Source organism: Mycolicibacter longobardus, from assembly GCF_002102265.1.
In the GTDB taxonomy this organism is placed as follows: Bacteria; Actinomycetota; Actinomycetes; order Mycobacteriales; family Mycobacteriaceae; genus Mycobacterium; species Mycobacterium longobardum.
Window position 1 is genome coordinate 244,009 of sequence record NZ_LQPG01000010.1, and the last position, 24,097, is coordinate 268,105.

Below are 24,097 nucleotides of genomic sequence, written 5' to 3' on the forward strand. Positions count from 1 at the left end.
AAATCAGGCGCTGAACCGATAGTCGTCGAGATCGAAACGCCGGCTGCGCCAGTACGCCTCAACGGTGGTGGTGGGCCGCAGCGGGACGTCGCCGTTCTTGTCGAAGTAGTAGCTGTTGGCCAGCTGGCAGCTGTCCTGCCAGAACACCTGCCGGTGCCGTTTGCTCATCATCTCGGCGAAGTAGCGCTCGTTGGCCGCCTCGGAGATCTCCACCCGGGTGGCGCCGCGTCCCCGAGCGCGCTTCAGGCACCGCACGATGTGGTGGGTCTGGGCCTCGACCAACGCGAAGTACGACGAGCCGACATAGCCGTACGGGCCGAAAACACTGAACAGGTTGGGGAATCCGGGGATGCTGACCCCTTCATAGGCCTGCAGCCGGTGCTTGTCCCAGAACTCGCTCAGGGTCTGCCCGCCCGCCCCGGTGACGGCGAAGGTGGGAATGTTGTCGCTGTCCATCACCTTGAACCCGGTGGCCAGGATCAGCACGTCGACCTCGTGGGCTGTTCCGCCGGCGGTGACGACGCCGGTGGGGGTGATCCGCTCGATGGGGTCGACGACCAGGTGCACGTTGTCCCGGTTGAATGTCGACAGGTAGGTGTTGTGGAAGCCGGGGCGTTTGCACCCGACCGCGTAGCTCGGGGTGAGCTGTTCACGCACGACCGGATCGTGCACCTGCCGGCGCAGATAAGCCCGGCCGGCCGTTTCCATCCGCTTGGCCAGCGGAAACACCGTGAAGTACTGCGCGGCGATCGGGAAAGTCGCCTCGACGAAAGCCTGACTGGCCAGCCGTTGCAGCGCCATGCCGCCGGGAAGTCGCATCGCCCAGCGCATCGGTGCGGCCAGCGGCACGTCGAACTTGGGGAAACACCAGATCGGGGTCCGCTGAAAAACGGTGAGCGAGGAGACGATCGGCGCGATCTCCGGGATCACCTGCACCGCCGAGGCGCCGGTGCCGATCACCGCGACGCGCTTACCGGTCAGGTCCTGCGAATGATCCCAGCGCGCCGTGTGGATGGTCACCCCGGAAAAAGTGTCGACTCCGGGGATGTCGGGCAGATTCGGGGTGGTCAGCACCCCGCTGGCATTGATCAGGAACCGAGCGCTGATCTCTCCACTGGGTTTATGCGGCGGTTCCAGCTTCGCCTCTCCTTCGTCGAGCCTCGCTGAACCGCCGGGGTCCGTCCGCACTCGCCACCAGCCGTGTTCCTCGTCGAATTCCGCCGATGCCACCAAGGTGGCGAACCGGATTCGCGAGCGCAGACCATACTTGTCCACGCAGTGCTCGGCGTACGCCTTCAGTTCCCGGCCGGGCGCGTAGGTGCGTGACCAGGCTGGGCTCTGCTCGAAGGAGAACTGATAGGAGAACGACGGAATATCCACGGCGATACCGGGATAGGTGTTCCAGTGCCAGGTGCCGCCGACCCCGTCGCCGGCTTCGATGATCAGATAATCCGCCATGCCGGCGCGGTCGAGGTTGATCGCCGCCCCGATGCCGGAGAAGCCGGCGCCGACGATCAGAATCTCGTGGTCGGGTCCCTCGGTCACGTCTGCTCCTCGTCGCCGGTATCGATCGAGATCGACGGTAGCGCGCCCGACGGTAGATCGTCAGGGCAAATCGTTCAGCCGCCACGGCGGATTTCGGCGGGCGTCGCCGGCGTGAAACAGGCACAGTCGGTGGCCGTCGGGATCACGCAGCCGGGCCTCTCGCCACAGCCATGGCATGTCGGTCGGAGGCTGGCTGAATTCGATCGAACCCCGCAGGCGCTCGTATTCGCAGTCCAGATCGTCGGTTTCGAAATAGATCGTCACCTGTTCGCCCGCCGGCACCTCGCTGACCCGCTGCACCGAAAACGTGCTGTCCCCGGACGGGCACTCGAACCGCAGATAGTCGCCGGTCTTGACGATCAGCCGCAGACCCAGCAGCCGGTAGAACCGCTCCGAGCGGTCTATGTCGGTGCTGCCGACAGTGGCCTGGTTCAGCCGCATCGGATCAGGAAACGGTGGCCCACAGGGCAGCTCGCAACGCCGCCAACCCGCGGTCGGTGGCCTCGGTGGCGACCGGAATCGCCCCGGCGTAGCCCAGATAGCCGTGAATCAGGGTCTCGGCGTTGTGCACCTGCACCGGCACGCCGGCCGCGGCCAGCAACTCGCCGTAGCGGATGCCGTCGTCGCGCAGCGGGTCGTGGCCGGCCACCGCGATGTAAGCCGGCGGCAGGCCGGCCAGATTCGCGGCGCGGGCCGGCGCCAGCGTCGCCGGCGGGTTGCTCAGGTCCACGTCGGCGGCATAGGTGATGCTCAACGCGGCGACCGCGTCGCGGTCGATGATCGGCGCATGGGCGTTCTCGGTGAACGACGGCAACGTGATGTCGTAGGTGGTCGCCGGGTACCACAGCAGCTGAAACGCGATCGCGGGACCGCCGCCGTCGCGGGCCAGCTGAGACACCACCGCGGCCAGGTTCCCGCCGGCCGAGTCCCCGGCCACCGCCAGCCGGGCCGCGTCGACGCCCAACTCGGCAGCGTTGGCCGCCACCCACTCGGTGGCCGCGAAGGCGTCCTCGACCGCCGCCGGGAACGGATGTTCGGGGGCCAGTCGATAGTCCACCGACACCACCACCGCGTCGGCGCCTACCGCATGGTGGCGGGCGGTGCCGTCATGGGTGTCCAGGTCGCCGGCGACGAAACCGCCACCGTGGAAGAACACCACCACCGGGGCGTCGCCGGCATCCGTGCTCGGCGGCCGGTAGATGCGCACCGGCAGTCCGCCGCCGGGGCCGTCGATCACCCGGTCTTCACTGGGCAGATCCGGGTGGACCGGGAGGCGGGGCAGGTCCCGCATCTGGCGACGCGCGGCCTCCACGCCGTCGTCGAGTGACAGTCGGAAGGGGACGGCGTCCAGTACCTTCAGCACTATGGGGTCGATAGCCGGCATGGAAACACCGTACGCAACGCGACGGGTCTTCTCCGCGTGGGCCGCCGCCGGTTGGGCCGGCGTGGGCTACGGAGTCTTTCTGACGGTGGTGGCGCTGCGGTCATCGCCCGGCGAAGCGCTGACCGGGCAATGGATCGGCCAGCCCGCGTTCAAGGCGTCCATGGCTGTGCTGCTGGCCTTTGCCGCGGTCGCGCATCCGATCCTGCGCGAGGCACGCTGGTTGATCCCGGCGCTGATTCTGTCGGCCACCGGCGACTGGTTGCTGGCGATCCCGTGGTGGGAGCCGTCATTCGTGGCAGGCCTGTCGGCATTCCTGTTGGCGCACTTGGCTTACCTGGCCGCGCTGGCTCCGCTGGCGGTGGTCTCCCGCGGCCGGCTGATCGGGGTGGGCCTGGTCTGCGTGAGCTGCCTGGCCCTGCTGGTCTGGTTCTGGCCCGGCCTGGTCCGCGAAGGTATGACCGTCCCGGTGACGGTCTACGTCGCGGTGCTCGGCGCCATGGTGTGCGCCGCCCTGCTGGCGGACCTGCCCACCCGCTGGACGGCGGTGGGCGCGGTGTGTTTCGCGGTGTCGGACGCGATGATCGCCATCAGCAGGTTCGTGCTGGGCAACGAGTTGCTGGCGGTGCCGGTCTGGTGGAGCTACGCGGCGGCGCAGCTGCTCATCACGGCGGGGTTCTTCTTCGGCCGGTCCCGGTCAATGCCGGTGGTTCCCGGTCCCGGGGCGTAACCGCTCCGGGTCGAACGCCGGCAGCCGGCGGCGGTGCGGTGCGGTCATACGGTCGTGCGCCAGCGCGTCGCCGTGGCCGGAGGCGATGTCACCGATGCTGAACAGCGACTCCCCGCCGGGACTGAAGTAGGAGCCGTGTCCGGTCATCGGCAGCCTCGGACCCGCGGGTTCGGCTTTGAACCGGGTGGAGCCGTAGCCCTGGGCCGCCGGGTCGTTGCCGAGCCCGACCGTCGCCGAGGTTCCCGGGACGGGCAGTTGCGGTTCACCACCGAAACCGGTGACCGGATCCGAGGACGCCGCACCCACATAGACGTGCCCGCCTGCCGGCAGGTGAAAGTCGTTGGCGCTGCGGGCCAGGTCGGTTCCCGGCGAGCCGACCAGCACCACGTCGTCGGCGCGCATCCCGAAGCCTGCCGCGGCGTCGGCCACCGTCGTCGAACCGTAGGAATGGCCGATCACCGTGACGTGCGATGCGCCCGTGTGCGCCGCCCGCAGCGTATTGACGTCCGCGGCCAGCAGCCGACCGCCGGCCCGGGCCGAGGCCGGTTGCGCCACAGCCGGATCGAACAGACTGTCCGGCGCGCGGTAGCCCATCCAGAGGATGACCGAGTTGGTACGGTCCGGATCGGCCCGGACCACCTCGCGGTAGACGTTGTCGCCGTCCGGTTGTGACAGGTAGCCGTCGCGGACGCTGTTGTGCACGCCGGGCACCAACACGGTGGTGTTGTCCGCGGTATCGGGATCACCGATCGCGATGACGGCCCGGCCCCGGCCGGCGAACGCCGCCGGGTCATAGCTGAGCAGCAGCACCGGGGCGGCGCCATCGCCGGAGTTGAGTGCAAGCCCGTCGCGGACCCGCAGCGCGTTGTCGTAGCGGATCATGTCGGCAGCGCTGATCGCCTCGGTCGCGTTCTCCACCCGGCCGATGTCGTCGGCGAGTGCCAGCCGGTTGATCCGGTCGCGCACCCGAGCGGGGACGCCGTAGCCGGCGCCCACCGACCGCAGCAGCGCGGTCTGGACCCGGTTGTCGGCGATGGCGTCGGTGACCACCCGGCAGATGTCGCGGGCCTTGGCGGCCAGGAAGAGCTGGAACTGGCGGGTGCCGGCGGGGGTGTCGAGGGCCGGCGTCCGCTGGTCGGCCATCGCGTCGCGGATCTCGGCGCGGATGGCGTCCAGGCGCTGACGGCCGTCGCGGGCGTGCTCGGCGGCGTCGCGCACTGTCGCGGCCAGTACCCGGTCGGTCCGCGCTGCGATCTGCAATCTCGACGTGAGTGCCGCCTGGCGGGCGCGTACCGCCTGCGGCTGGGCTCCCTGCTCCTCGGGCATACCGCAGCAAGGTAATTCAGCGTGACCGGGGGCGCCGTCGCCGATACACAGGGCACCCGGCCTGTGATCCACCGGCTGCCGCGGTCGGCGGAGTCTGCTAGACCTGCGTGGTGAGCGTCGACAGCGAACCCATCGCCCGGGTGCTGCCGATGCTGTCGGTGCCGCACCTGGACCGGGAGTTCGACTACCTGGTCACCCCGGAACAGTCCGAGCACGCCCTGCCCGGGGTGCGGGTGCGGGTGCGCTTCCACGGCCGGCTGGTCGACGCCTTCGTCTGGGAGCGCCGCGCCGACACCGACCACGCCGGCCGGCTGGGACGGCTGGAGCGGGTGGTCTCGTCCGAACCGGTGCTCACCCCCGAGGTTCGCCGGCTGGTGGAAGCGGTTGCCGCGCGCTATGCCGGCAGCCGGGCCGACGTGCTGCGGCTGGCGGTACCGCCGCGGCACGCCCGGGTGGAGCGCGAAGCAGCGACGCCACTCGAGACGCCGATGCCCGAACCGGTCGACCCGGCGGGCTGGCAACGGTACCGGGCCGGCGGGACGTTCCTGGCCGCCCTCGGCGAAGGCCGGGCCGCGCGCGCCGTGTGGCAGGTGCTGCCCGGGGATTCGTGGACCGACCGGTTCGCCGAAGCCGCTGCGACCGCCATCCGGGCCGGACGCACCGCCCTGGCGATCGTGCCGGACCAGCGCGACGTCGACGCGCTGCTGCGCGCCGCGACCGCCCGGATCGACGAGTCGGCGGTCGTCGCGCTGTCGGCTGGGCTGGGGCCTGCCACCCGCTACCGGCGCTGGCTGTCGGCGCTGCGCGGCTCGGCTCGGCTGGTGATCGGCACCCGCAGTGCGGTGTTCGCGCCGCTGGCCGACCTGGGCCTGGTGATGGTCTGGGACGACGGCGACGACTCCCTGGCCGAACCGCGGGCGCCCTATCCGCACGCCCGCGAGGTCGCCATGTTGCGGGCGCACCTGTCGGGCTGCGCGGCTCTGATCGGCGGGTACGCCCGCACGGCCGAGGCACAGGCACTGGTGGACACCGGGTGGGCGCACGACCTGGTGGCACCACGGGCGGTGTTGCGGGCAGCCGCGCCGCGGGTGGTGGCGTTGGACGACACCGGATACGCCGAGCAGCGCGACCCGGCGGCGCGCACCGCCCGGTTGCCATCAGTCGCCCTGCAGAGCGCCCGCAGCGCCCTGGCCGCGGGGGCGCCGGTGCTGGTGCAGGTGCCGCGGCGCGGATACGTACCGTCGCTGGCGTGCGGCCGCTGCCGCGCGATCGCCCGGTGCCGGCACTGCACCGGACCGCTGTCGCTTCCGGAGCGCGACGGGGCGGCGCTGTGCCGCTGGTGCGGCCGGGTCGACCCCGCGCTGCGGTGTGCGCGCTGCGGGTCGGACACGGTGCGAGCGGTGGTCATCGGCGCCCGCCGCACCGCCGAAGAACTCGGCCGCGCCTTCGCGGGCACCCCGGTCGTCACCTCCGCCGGTGACACCATCGTCGACCGCATCGAGGACGGCCCGGCACTGGTGATCGCCACTCCGGGGGCCGAACCGCGCGCCCCTCGCGGATACGGGGCGGCGCTGCTGCTGGACAGTTGGGCGCTGCTGGGCCGTCAGGATCTGCGCGCCGCCGAGGACACCCTGCGGCGCTGGATGGCGGCGGCGGCCCTGGTGCGCGAGCGCGACGCCGGCGGGGTGGTGACGGTGGTCGCGGAGTCGTCGATACCGACCGTGCAGGCCCTCATCCGGTGGGATCCGGTCGGCCACGCCCAGGCCGAGTTGGCCACCCGCGCCGAGGTCGGGCTGCCACCCGCGGTGCACATCGCCGCCCTCGACGGTGATCCGGAATCGGTGACGGCACTGCTGGAGCAGGTGCGGCTGCCCGACGGCGCCGATCTGCTCGGCCCGGTGCCGCTGCCGCCGGGGGTGCGGCGTCCGGCCGGCGTCCCCGACGAGCTGGATGTGATCCGAATGCTGGTCCGGGCCGGCCGTGACCACGGGCTGGCGCTGGCGGTGGCGTTGCGCCGCGGCATCGGGGTGCTCAGTGCGCGCGGGTCACACCACCCGGTGCGGGTGCAGATCGACCCGTTGCACATCGGCTGAACGGGGCTCACAACCACCGGGTCCGGTCGCAGGTCATCACGGTGCAGCCTGCGGCTTCCAGGGGCGCGCGAGCAGACGCCCCCAGTAACACATCCACCGGGCCGGGGCGGCGCGGGTCTACCACGATCAGCTGGATCGGCGTGCCGTTGCGTTGCAGGTGCTCAAGGTAATTCAGCAGGCCGTTGTGGTCACTGACCGGCTCGATGTCCAGGTTCGGCTGCTTGCTTCGCCAGCGTGCCACCCGGCGTTCGGCATCGGCGACGGCGCGCTGGTCCACCGGCGCCGCCGTATCGGCCTGCCGGCCGCGGCGGGCGCGGCTCATGGTGAAAACACGCAGCGGCGCGGCACGAAGGCGTGCCTCGGCGACACCGAGCTCAAGAACACGGTCCGTGGCCGATGAACCGTCCACGACGGCGAGCACCAACCCGGCTCCGTGTGACGCGGGGTGCGGGGTCCGCGGCACGACCGCTACCGGACAGTGCGCCGATGTCGCCAGGGCCGACCTGGTGGATCCGATCCGACCGCGTACCGCGTGGTCGAATCCGATGGAGCCGACGCAGACCATGGCTGCCGACCGCGAGGCCTCCAACAGCGCTGTCACCGGGTGGCGACGCACGATCTCGGCTTCCGCCTTGACGGGCGTTCCCAGTGATTCGATCGTCGAGATCGCGCTGCGGACCGTCTTTTCGGCGGTGGCGATCTGCGCCGCCGCATCGGTGCGACCATCGCCGGTGTCATCGATCGCGTATAGCAACCACAACGGCACATTGCGGTCGACGGCTTCGTCGACGGCCCACCTGACGGCTTGCATGGCCGCGCGTGAACCGTCGAGACCGACGACGATCCGGCGGGAGGGGGAGTGCGGCCCGAACATCGCGCGTCCTATCCGCCGCGGACGATCAGAACGTCATCAAGCGGACGCCGCCCGGTGCGGGGTGGCGGTTCCTCGGTGTCGGGAGCATGTCCGATCCGGATCAGGATCTGGGGCACGACGTTGCCGCCCACCAGGGTCTCCACGATGTCGCGGGCGACTTGAACTTCGGTGAGATGAGTCAACGGGCAGGTGGACAAGCCTGCCATGGTGCATTCCAGCAGTACCGCGGAGAGAGCCTCACCGGCCGCCAAAGCGGCGGCGCGCGTGGCGGTCTCGGTGGACAGCACCACAATCGTGGACTGATCTTCGGCGATCTGGGTCCGGCGTTCGGGGTGGTTCGGCGTGGGAAACCTGCGTCCGACATCGACCCGCTCGCCTTCGGAGGACGAGGCCAACGCGCGGTAGGGGATACCCGTCGACGACTCGAATGGCACTGTCCACCGGTGTAATTCGGCGTGGTACATGGAGTCGTAGAGACGCAGCGACTCGGCGAACTGTGCCGCCTGCGCCAGTCGGGTACGCGCCTGCTCGGGCAGTACGTCCAGGTGCACGTCGTAGTGGTCGACGTGGTTGCGCAACACCGGCTCGAATGCTCCCCACCTGGGGGGAGGGGCCAGCGGCAACCGGTCGGTACGACGCACCCAGATCGCGTCCGCTCGACTGCGGTGCCCGTCGGTGACGTAGTCCATCGGGGAGAACCGAACCGACGCGAGGTGGTTCAGATCATTGGGATTGGGGAAACGCTCGACATGGCAGTGCAGGCCGGACGAGGCCATGGCGACTCGAAGGTGATCCAGCGCCGCCCCGCAACCCATGACCGCCTCACGCCCACCGCTGTCGGACGGCAGGACCCGGTTCGGGTCGACGAACAACTGCAGTTCGTCGTGCTCGAACACCCACCGCCACGGCTGGATGTTGTGAATCGACGGGGCGCGGCAGGCCGCCCGAACGGCAGCCCGGATGACTTCGGTCTCCACCGACGCGGCAGACATCTCGACCTCCGATCTCTACCCGCCTTCCATGGTTGCGCCAATCCCGTGATTGGAAAAGAGCCGTTGGTCCTCTGGGACAACGGCGACGAAGGGCCCTGCGAATCCGGGACTTCGTCCCCTTCCGTGACGTGGCCTTTTCGGGTGATATCGGTGATATCAGTCGTCGAGCAAGAGGAGACGGCACCATGAAGGACCGGCGATGACCAGCGTGGCCGATGTCAGGAAGCGGCAGCCGCGGCAGATATTTCGTGACCGCAGGGAGGCCGGCCGGATCTTGGCGGGTCTGCTCGACGCATACCGGGACCGCGACGACGTCATCGTGCTCGGTTTGGCCCGCGGCGGAATCCCGGTCGCCTGGGAAGTGGCCTCCGCGCTGCAGGTACCGCTGGACGCGTTCATCGTGCGCAAACTCGGTGCGCCCGGCCACGAAGAATTCGCGGTGGGAGCGTTGGCCAGCGGGGGACGTGTCGTCGTCAACGACGACATGGTGCGCGGCCTGCGCATCACGCCCGAACAACTACGCGATGTCGCCGAACGTGAAGGCAGGGAGTTGGTTCGGCGCGAGGCCGCCTACCGCGGCGGCCGCCCACCCCTGGAAGTGGCCGGCCGCACCGTCATCCTGGTCGACGACGGGTTGGCCACCGGGGCCAGCATGTTCGCGGCGGTACAGGCACTGCGAGACGCCCAGCCCGCCCACCTGGTGATCGCGGTCCCGGCGGCCCCTGAGTCGACCTGCCGGGAATTCGCCGGCGTCGTCGACGACATGGTGTGTGCCAGCATGCCCGCCCCGTTTCTTGCGGTCGGGGAATCGTTCTGGGACTTCACCCAGGTCACCGACGACGAGGTTCGCCGGCTGCTTGCCACCCCGACCACCGGGACCCGGGCCGGCAGGCCACCGGAGCCGACCGCGGCAGAGGTGGTCGGTCGCGTCGCGATCGACGCTCCGGCCGGAGTTCCACCGCCGGCAGTGTTGGAGGAGCTGATCGGCGATGCCCGCATTGTGTTGATCGGTGAGAGTTCGCACGGCACCCACGAGTTCTACGAGGCCCGCGCCGAGATCACGAAATGGCTGATCGAGGAGAAGGGGTTCTGGGCGGTGGCCGCGGAGGCCGACTGGCCCGACGCCTATCGGGTGAACCGCTATGTCCGTGGCCTCGGCGACGACAAGACCGCCGATGCCGCCCTGAGCGGATTCGAACGCTTCCCGGCTTGGATGTGGCGCAACGTGGTGGTCCGCGACTTCGTCGACTGGCTGCGCGCCCACAATCGTGAGCGCAGATCAGCGGGCCGGCACCAAACCGGCTTCTACGGCCTCGATCTGTACAGCCTGCACCGTTCGATTCAGGAAGTGGTCAGCTATCTCGACACGGTCGACCCGGCCGCGGGGGCGCGGGCCCGTACCCGCTACGGATGCTTCGACGACGTCTCCGCCGACGACGGCCAGTCTTATGGAGCCGGTGCGGCATTCGGCGCCGGCCCGTCATGTGAACGCGAAGCGGTCTCGCAGTTGGTCGATCTGCAGCGCAACGCGTTGAGCTATGCGGCGCAGGACGGGCAGGTCGCCGAGGAAGAACTGTTCTGCGCCTTGCAGAACGCCCAAACCGTCCGCAACGCCGAGGAGTACTACCGCACGATGTTCAGCGGTCGCGTCACCTCGTGGAACCTGCGCGACCAGCACATGGCGCAGACCCTCGACGTGTTGCTGACGCATCTGGATCGCGGTCGCGACTCGACCACACCGGCACGAATCGTGGTGTGGGCACACAATTCGCACGTGGGCGATGCCAGAGCGACGGAGATGAGCGGTGACGGTCAGCTCACCCTCGGTCAACTGGCCCGCCAGGTTTACGGCGACCAGGTGCGCCTCATCGGTTTCAGCACCTACACCGGCACCGTCACCGCGGCCAGCGACTGGGGCGGGCCCGCCGAATGCAAGGCGGTCCAGCCCGCCTTGAACGGCAGCATCGAGGATCTCTTCCACGCCACCGGCCGGCAAGCATTCCTGGTGCCGAGCCCGGCCACTCCAGCGGCCGGCGATCCACTGGACGCGGTGCGATTGGGACGCGCCATCGGCGTGATCTATCAACCCGCGACCGAGCGGCAGAGCCACTATTTCCACGTCCGGCCGGCCGATCAGTTCGACGCGATCATCCACATCGACCAGACCTGCGCGCTGGAGCCGCTGGAGGTGACGAGCCTCTGGATCGCCGGGCAGACACCGGAGACCTACCCGACCGGTCTGTAGCCCGACGCCCCGGAGGGCCAACGGCTCCTCAGTTCAGGTCCAAGGACTCTGCCGAGACATCTGCGCCCACAGTAGATTCACAGTCGAACCGGCTAGCCGGGCGACCAAAAATGGCGGGAGGGCCACACGATGTCACAGGTCAGGACGACAACCGGGATTGTCGTGGCTGTCGACGGATCGGTGGAAGCCGACGCCGCGGTGGCCTGGGCGACGCACGAGGCGATCATGCGCAACCTGCCGATCACTTTGCTGCACGTGGTGACTCCCCTGGAGACCGGATGGCCCACCGGCCCGTTGACCGACGGCATTCCCAGCTGGCAGGCCGACGCGGCGCAGGAGATCATCACCCGGGCCCGCAAGGTGGTCGATTCCAGCCGAGGCGAGGGCGCGTCGCCCGAGGTGCACACCGAGATCGCCTACTCGAAGGTCATCCCGACGTTGATCGATGTCACCAAAGACTGCTGGATGATGGTCGTCGGCGCTACCGGACTCGGCGCGCTCGGCCGGCTGCTGCTGGGCTCGGTGAGCACCAGCCTGCTTCACCACGCGCACGGCCCGCTCGCGATCATTCGCGCCGGCCGGGATGCGGCGCCGGACGCACCCGTGGTGGTGGGAATCGACGGCTCACGCGCATCGGAGACGGCCACGGCGCTCGCGTTCGACGAAGCCTCCCGCCGCGGCGTACCGCTGGTGGCATTGCACGCCTGGATCGACGTCGGGGTCATGCCGCTGCTCAACATGGACCGAAGCGACTACGAGCGCCAGGCAGACGAGGTACTCGCCGAACGCCTCGCGGGTTACCAGGAGCAGTACCCCGATGTGACCGTCGAGCGAAGAGTGGTCGCCGACCAGCCCGCCCGCTGGTTGGTCCACGCGGCTGAGCAGGCTCAACTGGTGGTGGTCGGCAGTCGCGGCCGTGGCGGCTTCGCCAGCCAGCTGCTGGGTTCGGTCGGTTCCACGGTGGCCCAGGCCGCGAAGACCTCGGTGATCGTCGTCCGGCCCAGGCCCGCCTCGAAATGACCCGTCTGCGAGCCCGGCCGCGATAGTCAACACTGGGTGCCATGGAGTTCGCGACACACGGCAACCGGGATGCGCCCTACGTCGAGGCCTACGAAACGCACTCCGGCATGGTTGTCCTGGTGGGCGACCGGGCCTACAAGGCCAAGAAGCCGGTGCAGACCGACTTCCTCGATTTCCGCACTGTTGAGCAGCGCGAGGAGGCGTGCACGCGAGAAGTCCAGCTGAACAGCCGACTTGCCCCGGACAGCTACTTCGGGCTCGGACACTTCAGCGACCCGTCCGGTGCGGTTTCCGAACCGATCATCGTGATGCGGCGCTACCACGACGACGAGCGGCTGGCGTCGATGGTGAAACGCGGCGAACCCGTCGAATATGTGCTGGACAGCATCGCCGGCCTGCTGGCCGATTTCCACGCCCGAACCCAGCGCAGCCGGCGAATCAGCCTGCAGGGCGAGCCCGGGGCCATCCACCGGCGCTGGTTTGACAACTTCCCCACACTGGACCGGCACGCCGACACCGCCGTCCCGTCGGAGTCCCTGCGGCGTGTTGCAGGCCTCGCCGCCGAATACCTGGCCGGCCGGACGTGTCTGTTCAGTCAGCGGATCGAGCAGGGCTGCATCGTCGACGGCCATGCCGACCTGCTGGCCGACGACATCTTCTGGGTGGACAACCGCCCGGTGCTGCTGGACTGTCTGGAGTTCAGTGATGAGCTGCGCTACATCGACCGCATCGACGACGCCGCCTTCCTGGCGATGGATCTGGAATTCCTCGGGCGCAAAGACCTCGGCGACCATTTCCTGGACCGCTACACGGCCTACTCGGGCGACACCGCGCCGTCCTCACTGCGGGACTTCTATATCGCCTACCGCGCGGTGGTGCGGGCCAAAGTCGACTGCGTGCAGCTGACGCAGGGAAAACAGGGGGCCGACGCCGCCGCGGCACGCCATCTCGCCATCGCCCTGCGCCACCTGGAGGACGGTGCCGTTCGGCTGGCGCTCGTCGGTGGCGGACCCGGCACCGGGAAGTCGACCCTGGCCCGAAATCTCGCCGAACAGGCCGGGGCGGTGGTGCTGTCCACCGACGATGTGCGTCGGGAACTGCGCGACTCCGGACAACTCGGCGGAGAGCCGGGCAACCTCGACTCCGGGTTGTACACCCCGGCCAACGTCGCCGCCGTCTACCGGGAGATGGTGCACCGGGCGGGCCGGTGCCTGGCCGACGGGCAGTCTGTGGTGCTGGACGGCACCTGGCGCGATCCGGAAACCCGCGCCGAGGTCCGTCGCCTGGCCGCCGACAAACACGCGGCGATCACCGAGATCCGCTGTGTGGCACCGGTTGACGTCGCGGCCGACCGAATCAGAAACCGGGCACCGGGCAATTCCGATGCGACACCGCAGATCGCCGCCGCGCTGGCCGCTCAAGACTTCGAGTGGGACACCGCGCATCGCGTGGACACATCGCAACCCGTCGATCAATGCGCCCGGGCAGCCCACGAGCTGTGGCTCGCCGCAATCCAGCCACCGTACGGAACGGGGCTGGACCCGCGGTGTTGATACGGCGGTCCCAGCTTCGCCTCTCCTGCGTCGAGCCTCGCTGAACCGCCGGTGTTGATACGGCGGTCCCAGCTTCGGCTCTCCTGCGTCGAGCCTCGCTGAACCGCCGGTTCCCTAGACTGTCTCGGTGCGCATCGTCTTCGCCGGCACCCCGGACACCGCGTTGCCGTCGTTGCAACGGCTCATCGACTCGCCTCGACACGAGGTGATCGCGGTACTGACCCGGCCGGACGCCGCATCCGGGCGGCGGGGGAGCCCGCAGCCGTCTCCGGTCGCGCGCCTGGCCCTCGACCACGACATCCCGGTGCTGCGACCCGCCAAACCCAACGCCCCCGAATCGGTCGCCGAGCTGGCTGAACTGGCGCCGGAGTGCTGCCCGGTGGTCGCCTACGGTGCGCTGCTGCGCGACGGGCTGTTGGCGGTGCCCAAGCACGGTTGGGTGAACCTGCACTTCTCGTTGCTGCCGGCCTGGCGGGGCGCGGCCCCCGTGCAGGCGGCCATCGCCGCCGGCGATGAGGTGACCGGCGCGACGACGTTCCGCATCGAGCCGGAACTCGACTCCGGGCCGGTGTACGGCGTCGCCACCGAGACGATCCGGGCCGACGACACCGCGGGTGAACTGCTGGCCCGGCTGGCGGTCTCCGGTGCCGAACTGCTGGCGGCCACCCTCGACGGGATAGCCGACGGCGCACTGAGCGCGGTGCCCCAGCCGCCCGACGGGGTCAGCTACGCGCCGAAGATCAGCGTCGACGACGCGCGGGTGCGCTGGGATCTGCCGGCCGCGGTGATCGAGCGCCGTATCCGCGCCGTCACTCCGCACCCGGGGGCTTGGACGGTGATCGGTGACCTGCGCGTGAAACTCGGCCCTGTCCGCCTCGCCGATGCCGGGCCGGAAGAGTTGTCGCCCGGGGAGATTCACGTCGGCCGCCGCGATGTCTGGGTGGGTACCGGATCGGAGCCGGTGCGATTGGGGCAGATCCAGCCGCCCGGAAAGAAACTCATGGATGCCGCCGACTGGGCGCGTGGGGCCCGGCTCGATTCCGGGGTGCAGGCGTCATGACCGGACCGTCCCGCCGGCCGCAACGCGGCCAGAGCGGCCCGCGCAAGACCCGTCGTAAACCACTGGACCCTGCACGTCGCGCCGCATTCGACGTGCTGCAGGCGGTCTCGCAGCGCGACGCCTACGCCAACCTGGCGTTGCCGGCCCTGCTGGCCGAACGCGGGATCACCGGCCGCGACGCCGCTTTCGCCACCGAACTGACCTACGGCACCTGCCGGGTCCGCGGACTGCTCGACGCGATCATCGGTGCGGCCGCGCAACGCTCACCCGACACGATCAACCCGGTGCTGCTGGACCTGCTGCGGCTGGGCAGCTATCAGCTGCTGCGCACGCGGGTGGAGCCGCACGCCGCGGTGTCCACCACCGTAGAGCAGGCGGCCATCGAATTCGACTCGGCGCGAGCCGGTTTCGTCAACGGTGTGCTGCGCACCATCAGCGCCCGCGACGAGCAGTCCTGGACCGCGGAGCTCGCACCGGACGCAGCCAGTGATCCGATCGGCCATGCGGCCTTCGTCCGCGCACACCCGCGCTGGATAGCGCAGGCGTTTGCCGATGCGCTGGGCGCTGCGGCCGGTGAGCTCGACGCCGTGCTGGCCGGCGACGACGAACGCCCCCGGGTGCATCTGGCCGCACGGCCAGGTGTGCTGACCGCTGCCGAGTTGGCCGCCGCCGTGGACGGCGAAGTCGGCCGGTATTCGCCGTACGCGGTCTACCTGCCCGGCGGCGACCCCGGCCGGCTCGAAGCGGTGCGCGCCGGCCAGGCCCTGGTCCAGGACGAAGGCAGCCAGCTGGTGGCGCGCGCCTGCGCGTTGGCCCCGGTGGACGGCGACACCGGCCGGTGGCTGGACCTGTGCGCCGGTCCGGGCGGCAAGACCGCGCTACTGGCCGCCCTGGGAGCGCAGACCGGGGCGCGGATCACCGCCGTGGAGCAGGCGCCGCAGCGCGCCGCCCTGGTCACCGAGAACACTCGCGGTCTGGATGTGGACGTGCTGATCGCCGACGGCCGTGAGTCCGGTCTGGAGCCCGGCTTCGACCGGGTGCTGGTCGACGTACCGTGCACCGGCCTGGGCGCCCTGCGGCGGCGCCCGGAAGCCCGGTGGCGCCGTCAACCCGCCGACATCCCCCTGCTGGCGAAACTGCAGCGTGAGCTGCTGGCCGCGGCTATCGCCCTGACCCGGCCCGGCGGGGTGGTGCTTTACGCGACGTGCTCGCCGCACCTGGCCGAAACCGTCGGCGTGGTGGCCGATGCGCTGCGCCGGCATCCGGTGACCGCGCTGGACACCCGGCCGCTGTTCGCGCCTACCGACGCGCTCGGGGACGGTCCCTACGTGCAGCTGTGGCCGCACCGGCACGGCACCGACGCCATGTTCGCCGCGGCTTTGCAGGTGCTACCCCGGTAGCCAACGGTGTGCCACGCCGTGACACCAGTGATACCGTGGTGGCGTGGCTGATCACTACACCCTGCGGCTCGCTCCGGGGGTGCGTCAGCGTCTCAGCGAGCGCGCGCGAGGTGCCCAGATGCCGGAACGGTCCCTCGCGCAGCGTTACGTGGAGGAAGGCCTGCGTCACGACGCGCATCCGCTGATCCAGTTTCTCGACGGGCCCAGCGGCCGGCGAGCGAGCTTGGTCGGCCGTGGGCTGGATGTCTGGGAGGTGATCGCCACGGTCCGCGACAACGACAATTCGATCAGTGAGGCCGCCGAATACCTACAGATTCCGATCGGGCTGGTGCAGGCGGCGGTGGCCTATTACGGCGAGTATCGCGATGAGATCGATGCCCAGATCGAATTCAACGAGACCCAATACGAACGTGGGCGGGCGGCGAGCATCGCCGGCGAGCGGGCTCTGCGCAGGTGAAAGCGCTGCTGGATGAGCAGCTTTCGCCGCAGATCGCCGTGTTGTTGCGCGAGGCCGGCCATGACGTAATCGCGGTCGCTGATCGCGACGACTTGGTTGGCTGCAGCGATAGGACGATCCTGGAGGCTGCGGCGGGCGAAGGTCGGGCGGTGGTGACCAACAACATCAAGGACTTCCGGCCGCTGGCGGCGGAGTGGCTCTCGCAGGGCCGGACTCATTCAGGCCTGATTCTGCTCCCTTCGACACGCACCCGTACCCGGGCCGCGATCACTGTCCTGACCGCTGCCATCGAGGCCGTCTTGCGCGCACACCCGGAAGGCATTGCCGGAAGCGAACGATGGATCGGTCCGCTGCCGGGCACGTGACGCCTACACAAACGGTCCCGGCCGCCCGCAACGACGTGCTCACGCGCACTCTTAGTAGGCTCAGGCCCATGTCACGACCCATGATCGCACCGTCGATCCTGTCGGCGGATTTCGCCCGCCTCGCCGATGAGGCCGCCGCCGTCAAAGGCGCGGACTGGCTGCACGTCGACGTGATGGACGCCCATTTCGTGCCGAATCTGACCCTCGGGCTGCCCGTGGTGGAGAGCCTGCTGGCGGCCACCGACATCCCGATGGACTGCCACCTGATGATCGAGGACCCGGGCCGCTGGGCGCCGCCCTACGCCGAGGCGGGCGCCTACAACGTCACCTTCCACGCCGAGGCCACCGACAACCCCGTCGCGGTGGCCCGCGACATCCGGGCGGCCGGCGCCAAAGCCGGCCTCAGCGTCAAACCTGGCACCCCGCTGGAGCCCTACCTGGAGATCCTGCGAGACTTCGACACCCTGCTGGTGATGTCGGTGGAACCCGGGTTCGGCGGGCAGTCGTTCATCCCCGAGGTGCTGAGCAAGGTCCGCGTGGTGCGCAAGCTGGTCGACGCGGGGGAGCTGAGCATCCTGGTGGAGATCGACGGCGGCATCAACGCCGACACCGTCGAACAGGCCGCCGAGGCCGGTGTCGACTGTTTTGTCGCCGGGTCGGCCGTCTACAGCGCCGCCGATCCGGCGGCCGCGGTCGAATCACTGCGTCGCCAGGCCCTGGCCGCGTCACCGCATCTGCGCTGATGAGCGATTCCGCGGCCTTGGAAGCCGCGATGGCACTGGCCGTCGAACAGGCGCAACGCGTCAAGGGCAGTACCTACCCCAATCCACCGGTGGGAGCGGTCGTTCTGGACCGCGACGGCCGGGTGGTCGGCGTCGGCGGAACCGGTCCGGTCGGGGAGGCGCACGCCGAGGTGGTGGCGCTGCGCCGGGCCGGTGAACTCAGCGACGGCGGCACCGCGGTGATCACCCTGGAACCGTGCAACCACCACGGCCGAACCCCGCCGTGCGTGGACGCACTGCTGGACGCCGGTGTGGCGCAGGTGATCTACGCCGTCGACGACCCCAACCCGGCCGCGGCGGGAGGGGCGGCGCGACTGGCCGAGGCGGGGGTGCAAGTGCTCTCCGGAGTGCAGGCCGACAAGGTGACCGCCGGGCCGCTGCGGGAGTGGCTGCACAAGCAGCGCACCGGCCGTCCGCACGTCACCTGGAAGTACGCCACCAGCATCGACGGCCGCAGTGCGGCCGCCGACGGATCCAGTCAGTGGATCACCAGCGAGGCCGCCCGGGCCGACCTGCATCGCCGTCGCGCGGCAGCCGACGCCATCGTGGTCGGCACCGGCACGGTGCTCGTCGACGATCCGACGCTGACCGCCCGGCTGCCCGACGGCTCGCTGGCCGCCCGGCAGCCGCTGCGGGTGGTGGTGGGGGAACGCGAGATCTCCGCCGACGCACGGGTGCTCAACGACGACTCGCGCACCATGGTGATCCGCACCCACGACCCGGCCGAGGTGCTGCGGGCGTTGTCGGACCGCACCGATGTGCTGCTCGAGGGCGGTCCCACGCTGGCCGGAGCGTTCCTGCGGGCCGGCGCGATCGACCGGATCCTGGCCTACGTGGCGCCGATCCTGCTGGGCGGGCCGGTCACCGCCGTGGACGACGTGGGGGTGCCCAACATCGCCAGGGCGCTGCGCTGGCGCTACGACACCCTGGAGCAGATCGGCCCCGACCTGCTACTGAGCTTGGTGCCGCACTAACGGCCTCACCGGGCCAGGCTGGCCTCCGGCTCGGGCAGGTCGGCTTCCTCGGCAGAATCGCTGTTGCTGCCGATGAACAGCCCCAGCACCGCACCCACCACACAGACCACCGCGGTGATCCCGAAGATCTCGCCGTACATCATGGCGAACGCCAGCTTGGAGTTGGCGGCGGTGCCGGCCATCTTCTCCGCGAGGCTGCCGCCCGGCACCTTGGGCAGGCCCACCAGGATCTGGTTGAACCGGTACAGACCCCAGGCCGAGAGTGCGGCCATGCCGACCAGCATTCCCGTCATCCGGGCCACCACCACACCGGCCGCGGCGATACCGTGCTCGCGCTGCGGCACCGCGCGCATCACCGCCGAGGTCAGCGGGCCGATCACCAGGCCCAACCCGAAGCCGGCCAGCATCTGGTCGGTGTCCAGGGCGGGCAGGCTGAACAGGCCGAAGAAGTCGTGTCGGTAGCTCAGCAGATCCACCGGCCATTTCGAGATCAGCAGGTAGCCGCCGGCCGCGATGAGCAGGCCGACGAACGCCACCGTCCGGTCCCCGACCCGGGTCGCGATCCAGCCGCCCACCAGGGCCCCGATCGGCAGCGCGATCAGGAACCGCAGCAGCAGCCCGGCGGCCTCGTTCTGGGTCATACCCAGCACGCCCTGCCCGAACAGCTCCACGTCGACCAGCGTCACCATCAGAGCCGCACCGGCACACACCGAGGCGCCCAGCGCGGCCAGGAAGGGACCGAACCGCGCCCCGGTCGGGTCGATCAGCTTGGTGCGGGCGAAGCGCTCCCACACCGCGAACAGGACCGTGGCCACCAGGGCGCCGCCCAGCACCGGCAGCCCCCAGTCGGGCAGCGCCTGCTTGGCGGTGGGCTCCGGGTTGTAGAGCCCGACGACGGCCAGGCCCAGGGCCACCGCCAGCAGCAGCCCGCCGACGACGTCGACGCGTTCGGGTGGAGTTTCGTCATCTGAGGACTCGGCCCGCGACGGCAGGCTGAAGTGGATCATCACCATCGCGATCGCCGTCAGCGGCACGTTGATCCAGAACACGTCGCGCCAGTCCCGCAGCAGCCAGACGATGAAGATGCCGTAGAGCGGGCCGAGCACGCTGCCCAGCTCCTGGGCGGCGCCGATCCCGCCGAGCACCCCGGCACGGTTGCGTTGCGACCACAGGTCGGCGCCCAGGGCCAGGGTCACCGGCAGCAGGGCGCCACTGGCGATCCCCTGGATGGTGCGCCCGGCCACCAACGTCGTGAGGTCCGTCGACAGCGCGGTCACCACCGAGCCGATGGCGAACGTGGTCAGGCTGACCTGCAGCAGCAGCTTGCGGCCGAAGCGGTCGGAGGCCCGGCCCAGCAGCGGCATCGCGGCGATGTAACCCAGCAGATAGCAGGTGATGATCGGGGTGAGCTGCTGGATCTTGTTGATCGGGATCCCGACGCCGGCCGGCTGCGGGGCCATGATGTCCCGCATGATCGTGACCACGACATAGGTGTCGAGGGCGCCGAGCAGGACCGCGAGGCTACCCGCGCTGATCGCGAGTCTGCGGTTGACCCGCATCAGGCTCCTTCGGGCTTCTCAACGGTGACCGGGGCGTTCCAGTTCGACAGCGTCATCTGGATGGAGTTGCCCGAGCTGGGGGTCAGTTGGGCCTGAACCAGCTGGTGGTCGCCCTCCTCCTGGATCCAGACCGTGGCCGGGGTCGGCGCGGTGGCCTTCAGCTGCGGCGCCAGCGCGTTCACCGCGTCGGGGGATGCATTGCCCGTGACTCGAATGGTCTGCTGGCCGTCGATGGTGTCGCGGCCGTCAGCCTTCGGGTCGGTCAGCGTGCTGAGCATGTTGGCCAGGCCCTTGTCCGGGTTCAGGATCGCGGCCACATCGTAGATCTTGTCGGCGGCGCCGTAGTTGTCGTAGTCGTCGCCGGTGATCGCGGCGTAGAGGTCGCCGTCGATCACGATGAACTTGGCGTCGACGTCCGAGCCCAGCATCATGATCGTCGCGCTGCCCTTGGCCGCGGTGGTCGGCTTGTTGGTCAGGTCACCCTCGAGGGTCTTGACCGGAAGGTTCTTGATCTGGCCGGTCACCGAGAGCGCCAAATGCGCACTCTGGAGGTCGGCGGTGGTGGTGGCCGATTCCTTGACCAGCGTCGGCGCTTCCGGCAGCGGCCCGCCGGCGTCCTTGGATGAGCAGCCGGAGAACAGCGCGGCTGCGGTGGTCGCGGTGGCCAGGGCGATGAGAAGTCTGCGCATGGGGGACATCGTATAGAGGCCGTCGGGCAGGCGCGGTCTGGCCTGATGGCGACGACCCGCTGCGCCCGACTCCGTCGCGCTTGCGATCGCCGCTAGCCTGGTGCGATGTTCACCGGAATCGTCGAGGAGCTGGGCGAGCTGGTCGGCCGCGAAGACCTGGCCGACGCTGCGCGCCTGGTCATCCAGGGGCCCACCGTCACCTCCGACGCTCGCCACGGCGACTCGATCGCGGTCAACGGGGTGTGTCTGACGGTGGTGGAGGTGCAGCCCGGCGGCCGATTCAGCGCCGACGTGATGCGCGAGACCCTGGACCGGTCCAGCCTGGGGTCGCTGCAGGTCGGCAGCCCGGTCAACCTGGAGCGCGCGGCCGCGCTGGGCAGCCGGCTGGGCGGGCATATCGTGCAGGGCCATGTCGACGGGACCGGACGGGTGCTGGCCCGCACACCCGGCCAGCACTGGGAGGTGGTCCGGATCGGGCTACCGGCGGCGCTGGCGCGTTACGTGGTGGAGAAGGGCTCGATCACCGTCGACGGCACCTCGCTGACCGTGTCCGGGCTGGGCTCCGACGTCAATGACCCAGGACACTTCTTTGAAGTCTCTTTGATTCCGACCACACTGGAGATGACCACGCTGGGCCGGGCACCGGTCGGCACGCTGGTCAATCTCGAGGTGGACGTCATCGCCAAGTACGTGGAGCGACTGGTCACAAATCCCGCCCAATGAGTCACGGGGCAAACGCTCGTCCCGGGGTGGTTCATACTGGACGGGCGGGTTGCGCCGACCGGGCGCTTTCCGATGGCGAACTCAAGGTGGCGCAGATGACGAAGTTGGACACCGTCGAGCGGGCGGTTGCCGACATCGCGGCGGGCAAGGCCGTCGTCGTCATCGACGACGAGGACCGGGAGAACGAAGGCGACCTGATCTTCGCCGCCGAGAAGGCCACCCCCGAACTGGTGGCGTTCATGGTGCGCTACACCTCCGGGTATCTGTGCGTGCCGCTGGACGGCGCCATCTGCGACCGGCTGGGCCTGCTGCCGATGTACGCGGTGAACCAGGACAAGCACGGCACCGCCTACACCGTCACCGTCGATGCGAAAAACAACGTGGGGACCGGGATCTCGGCGTCAGACCGGGCTACGACGATGCGCCTGCTGGCCGATCCGGGCAGTGTCGCCGACGATTTCACCCGGCCGGGCCACGTGGTGCCGTTGCGGGCCAAGGACGGCGGCGTGCTGCGCCGCCCGGGCCACACCGAAGCCGCAGTCGACCTGGCCCGGATGGCCGGCCTGCAGCCCGCCGGCGCGATCTGCGAGATCGTCAGCCAGAAGGACGAGGGCGCCATGGCCCAGACCGACGAACTGCGAGTCTTCGCCGACGAACACGGCCTGGCGCTGATCTCCATCGCCGACATGATCGAGTGGCGTCGCAAGCACGAGAAGCACATCGAGCGCGTCGCCGAGGCCCGCATCCCGACCCGGCACGGCGAGTTCCGGGCGGTCGGCTACACCAGCATCTACGAGGACGTCGAGCACGTCGCGCTGGTCCGCGGTGAGATCGCCGGGCCGCACAACGACGGCGATGACGTGCTGGTTCGGGTGCACTCGGAGTGCCTGACCGGCGATGTGTTCGGTTCGCGGCGCTGCGACTGCGGCCCGCAGCTGGACGCCGCGTTGGCGATGGTGGCGCAGGAGGGCCGCGGGGTGGTGCTCTACATGCGCGGCCATGAGGGCAGGGGCATCGGGCTGCTGCACAAGCTGCAGGCATACCAGCTGCAGGACGCCGGCGACGACACCGTCGACGCCAACCTCAAGCTGGGGCTGCCGGCGGACGCGCGCGACTACGGGACCGGGGCGCAGATCCTGGCGGACTTGGGCGTCCGCTCGATGCGGCTGCTCACCAACAACCCCGCCAAGCGGGTCGGCCTGGACGGCTACGGGCTGCACATCATCGAGCGGGTGCCGCTGCCGGTGCGGGCCAACTCCGAGAACATCCGCTACCTGATGACCAAGCGCGACCGGATGGGCCACGACCTGATCGGGCTTGAGGACTACGACGAGTCCAGCCACCTGCCCGACGAGTTCGGCGGAGCCCTGTGAGCCCTGCCGCAGGAGTGCCGGACATGCCGGCGCTGGACGCTTCGGGCGTGCGCCTGGCGATCGTGGCCAGCACCTGGCACACCCGCATCTGTGACGCCCTGCTGGCCGGCGCCCGCAAGGTGGCCGCCGACGCCGGCATCGCCGAACCGACGGTGGTGCGGGTGCTCGGCGCTATCGAGATCCCGGTGGTCGCCCAGGAGGTGGCCCGCAACCACGACGCCGTGGTCGCTCTGGGCGTGGTGATCCGCGGTGCCACACCGCATTTCGACTACGTATGCGACGCGGTGACACAAGGATTGACCCGAGTGTCGCTGGACGCGGCGACCCCGGTTGCCAACGGCGTGCTCACGGTCAACGACGAACTGCAGGCGCTGGACCGCGCCGGTCTGCCTGATTCGACCGAGGACAAGGGGGCCCAGGCGGCCGCCGCCGCGCTGAGCACGGCGCTGACCCTGCGCGAGCTTCGCGCCGCGCCGTGACCGCCCCGTCCGGCTCCCAGCACTGGGATCTACAGGTGCGTCCGCGCATGATGCGCTACGGCGTGTGGGCCGTGGCGATCGCGATCGTGACAATCCATGTCGTGGTCAGCTTTCTGCTGACGATCCGCGCCAGCGGTGTGATCTTTCGTACCTACGATCGGGTGGCGGTGGTGGTGCTCGGCCTCATCGTGGCCGGTGCGATGCTGCTTCTGACGCGGGCCCGGGTACGGGTGGGCGAGTCGGGCGTGTCGGTCCGCAATGCGCTCGGAGACCGGCTGATTCCGTGGTCGCAGGTGGTCGGCGTGACCTTCCCGCCCGGCAAACGGTGGGCCCGGCTGGAGTTGCCCGACGACGAATACATTCCGCTGGTGGCCATCCAGTCCGCCGACAGGGAGGACGCGGTGGAGGCCATGCGGGCCATGCGGGCCCTACTCGCGCGCTACCGTCCCCCTCGCGAGCAGACGTAGATTCGCATTT

At 69.8% G+C, this 24,097-nt stretch carries 23 protein-coding genes; 15 read left to right on the top strand and 8 right to left on the bottom strand.

Annotation, left to right across the window (positions count from 1 at the left end; all coding sequences use genetic code 11):
- Positions 1-3 precede the first annotated feature (3 nt).
- From AWC16_RS05665 to AWC16_RS05675, 3 genes are read right to left on the bottom strand one after another with little or no spacing between them, the layout of a single operon-like run.
- Positions 4-1,545, bottom strand: coding sequence for a flavin-containing monooxygenase (locus AWC16_RS05665; RefSeq protein WP_085263789.1), 1,542 nt, complete (start codon positions 1,543-1,545; stop codon positions 4-6).
- A 60-nt stretch (positions 1,546-1,605) separates the two neighbouring features.
- Positions 1,606-1,986, bottom strand: coding sequence for a VOC family protein (locus AWC16_RS05670; protein ID WP_085263790.1), 381 nt, complete (start codon positions 1,984-1,986; stop codon positions 1,606-1,608).
- Positions 1,987-1,990: 4 nt separating this feature from the next.
- A complete protein-coding gene (locus tag AWC16_RS05675) occupies positions 1,991-2,929 on the bottom strand; it encodes an alpha/beta hydrolase (RefSeq protein ID WP_085263791.1) in 939 nt (312 codons plus the stop codon).
- Here AWC16_RS05675 and AWC16_RS05680 point away from each other — a divergent pair.
- On the top strand, positions 2,928-3,656 hold the full coding sequence (locus tag AWC16_RS05680) for a lysoplasmalogenase (protein ID WP_109561292.1): 729 nt from the start codon (positions 2,928-2,930) through the stop codon (positions 3,654-3,656). The two genes, AWC16_RS05675 and AWC16_RS05680, sit on opposite strands and share 2 nt — an antisense overlap.
- Here AWC16_RS05680 and AWC16_RS05685 read toward each other — a convergent pair.
- Positions 3,624-4,982: a DUF4226 domain-containing protein gene (locus tag AWC16_RS05685; RefSeq protein ID WP_085263793.1), complete on the bottom strand. Its 1,359-nt coding sequence runs from the start codon at positions 4,980-4,982 to the stop codon at positions 3,624-3,626. The two genes, AWC16_RS05680 and AWC16_RS05685, sit on opposite strands and share 33 nt — an antisense overlap.
- 149 nt (positions 4,983-5,131) lie before the next feature.
- Between AWC16_RS05685 and AWC16_RS05690 the strand changes: the two genes are divergently transcribed.
- Entirely contained in the window at positions 5,132-7,075 is a 1,944-nt protein-coding gene (locus tag AWC16_RS05690) for a primosomal protein N' (RefSeq protein WP_085263901.1), read from the top strand.
- A 7-nt stretch (positions 7,076-7,082) separates the two neighbouring features.
- Here AWC16_RS05690 and AWC16_RS05695 read toward each other — a convergent pair whose 3' ends face one another.
- The gene (locus AWC16_RS05695; RefSeq protein ID WP_085263794.1) at positions 7,083-7,949 is read right to left on the bottom strand and encodes a universal stress protein; all 867 of its coding nucleotides are present in this window, start codon (positions 7,947-7,949) and stop codon (positions 7,083-7,085) included.
- An 8-nt stretch (positions 7,950-7,957) separates the two neighbouring features.
- Positions 7,958-8,941, bottom strand: a complete 984-nt coding sequence (locus AWC16_RS05700) for an Acg family FMN-binding oxidoreductase (protein ID WP_085263795.1) — start codon at positions 8,939-8,941, stop codon at positions 7,958-7,960.
- Between the two features lie 199 nt (positions 8,942-9,140).
- Between AWC16_RS05700 and AWC16_RS05705 the strand changes: the two genes are divergently transcribed.
- The 9 genes from AWC16_RS05705 to ribD all read left to right on the top strand — a co-directional run bounded on the left by AWC16_RS05705 (position 9,141) and on the right by ribD (position 18,797).
- Entirely contained in the window at positions 9,141-11,186 is a 2,046-nt protein-coding gene (locus AWC16_RS05705; RefSeq protein WP_085263796.1) for an erythromycin esterase family protein, read from the top strand.
- Between the two features lie 129 nt (positions 11,187-11,315).
- Positions 11,316-12,206 (top strand): universal stress protein, encoded by an 891-nt coding sequence (locus AWC16_RS05710; protein WP_085263797.1) that lies wholly within the window; start codon positions 11,316-11,318, stop codon positions 12,204-12,206.
- 41 nt (positions 12,207-12,247) lie between these two features.
- Positions 12,248-13,759 (top strand): bifunctional aminoglycoside phosphotransferase/ATP-binding protein, encoded by a 1,512-nt coding sequence (locus AWC16_RS05715; RefSeq protein WP_207572265.1) that lies wholly within the window; start codon positions 12,248-12,250, stop codon positions 13,757-13,759.
- A gap of 127 nt (positions 13,760-13,886) precedes the next feature.
- On the top strand, positions 13,887-14,819 hold the full coding sequence (gene fmt, locus AWC16_RS05720) for a methionyl-tRNA formyltransferase (protein ID WP_085263798.1): 933 nt from the start codon (positions 13,887-13,889) through the stop codon (positions 14,817-14,819).
- Positions 14,816-16,219: an RsmB/NOP family class I SAM-dependent RNA methyltransferase gene (locus AWC16_RS05725; RefSeq protein ID WP_085263799.1), complete on the top strand. Its 1,404-nt coding sequence runs from the start codon at positions 14,816-14,818 to the stop codon at positions 16,217-16,219. The genes fmt and AWC16_RS05725 overlap by 4 nt, the downstream gene beginning before the upstream one ends.
- 43 nt (positions 16,220-16,262) lie before the next feature.
- Entirely contained in the window at positions 16,263-16,676 is a 414-nt protein-coding gene (locus AWC16_RS05730; RefSeq protein WP_133055916.1) for a CopG family transcriptional regulator, read from the top strand.
- On the top strand, positions 16,673-17,041 hold the full coding sequence (locus tag AWC16_RS05735; RefSeq protein WP_085263801.1) for a DUF5615 family PIN-like protein: 369 nt from the start codon (positions 16,673-16,675) through the stop codon (positions 17,039-17,041). Before AWC16_RS05730 ends, AWC16_RS05735 begins: the two co-directional genes overlap by 4 nt.
- Positions 17,042-17,109: 68 nt before the next feature.
- The gene (gene rpe / locus AWC16_RS05740; RefSeq protein ID WP_085263802.1) at positions 17,110-17,784 is read left to right on the top strand and encodes a ribulose-phosphate 3-epimerase; all 675 of its coding nucleotides are present in this window, start codon (positions 17,110-17,112) and stop codon (positions 17,782-17,784) included.
- Complete coding sequence (gene ribD / locus AWC16_RS05745) at positions 17,784-18,797, top strand: bifunctional diaminohydroxyphosphoribosylaminopyrimidine deaminase/5-amino-6-(5-phosphoribosylamino)uracil reductase RibD (protein WP_085263803.1); 1,014 nt, start codon at positions 17,784-17,786, stop codon at positions 18,795-18,797. The genes rpe and ribD overlap by 1 nt, the downstream gene beginning before the upstream one ends.
- 5 nt (positions 18,798-18,802) lie before the next feature.
- Here ribD and AWC16_RS05750 read toward each other — a convergent pair whose 3' ends face one another.
- Positions 18,803-20,356, bottom strand: coding sequence for an MFS transporter (locus tag AWC16_RS05750; RefSeq protein ID WP_085263804.1), 1,554 nt, complete (start codon positions 20,354-20,356; stop codon positions 18,803-18,805).
- Positions 20,356-21,054: an LppX_LprAFG lipoprotein gene (locus tag AWC16_RS05755; RefSeq protein ID WP_085263805.1), complete on the bottom strand. Its 699-nt coding sequence runs from the start codon at positions 21,052-21,054 to the stop codon at positions 20,356-20,358. The genes AWC16_RS05750 and AWC16_RS05755 overlap by 1 nt, the downstream gene beginning before the upstream one ends.
- Positions 21,055-21,150: 96 nt before the next feature.
- Here AWC16_RS05755 and AWC16_RS05760 point away from each other — a divergent pair, with 96 nt between their 5' ends.
- The 4 genes from AWC16_RS05760 (at position 21,151) to AWC16_RS05775 (ending at position 24,087) form a co-directional block, all read left to right on the top strand.
- Positions 21,151-21,768, top strand: coding sequence for a riboflavin synthase (locus AWC16_RS05760; protein WP_085263806.1), 618 nt, complete (start codon positions 21,151-21,153; stop codon positions 21,766-21,768).
- A gap of 95 nt (positions 21,769-21,863) precedes the next feature.
- Complete coding sequence (locus AWC16_RS05765; protein WP_085263807.1) at positions 21,864-23,141, top strand: bifunctional 3,4-dihydroxy-2-butanone-4-phosphate synthase/GTP cyclohydrolase II; 1,278 nt, start codon at positions 21,864-21,866, stop codon at positions 23,139-23,141.
- Complete coding sequence (gene ribH, locus AWC16_RS05770) at positions 23,138-23,620, top strand: 6,7-dimethyl-8-ribityllumazine synthase (protein ID WP_085263808.1); 483 nt, start codon at positions 23,138-23,140, stop codon at positions 23,618-23,620. The genes AWC16_RS05765 and ribH overlap by 4 nt, the downstream gene beginning before the upstream one ends.
- On the top strand, positions 23,617-24,087 hold the full coding sequence (locus AWC16_RS05775; protein WP_109561294.1) for a PH domain-containing protein: 471 nt from the start codon (positions 23,617-23,619) through the stop codon (positions 24,085-24,087). The genes ribH and AWC16_RS05775 overlap by 4 nt, the downstream gene beginning before the upstream one ends.
- Positions 24,088-24,097: the final 10 nt, after the last annotated feature.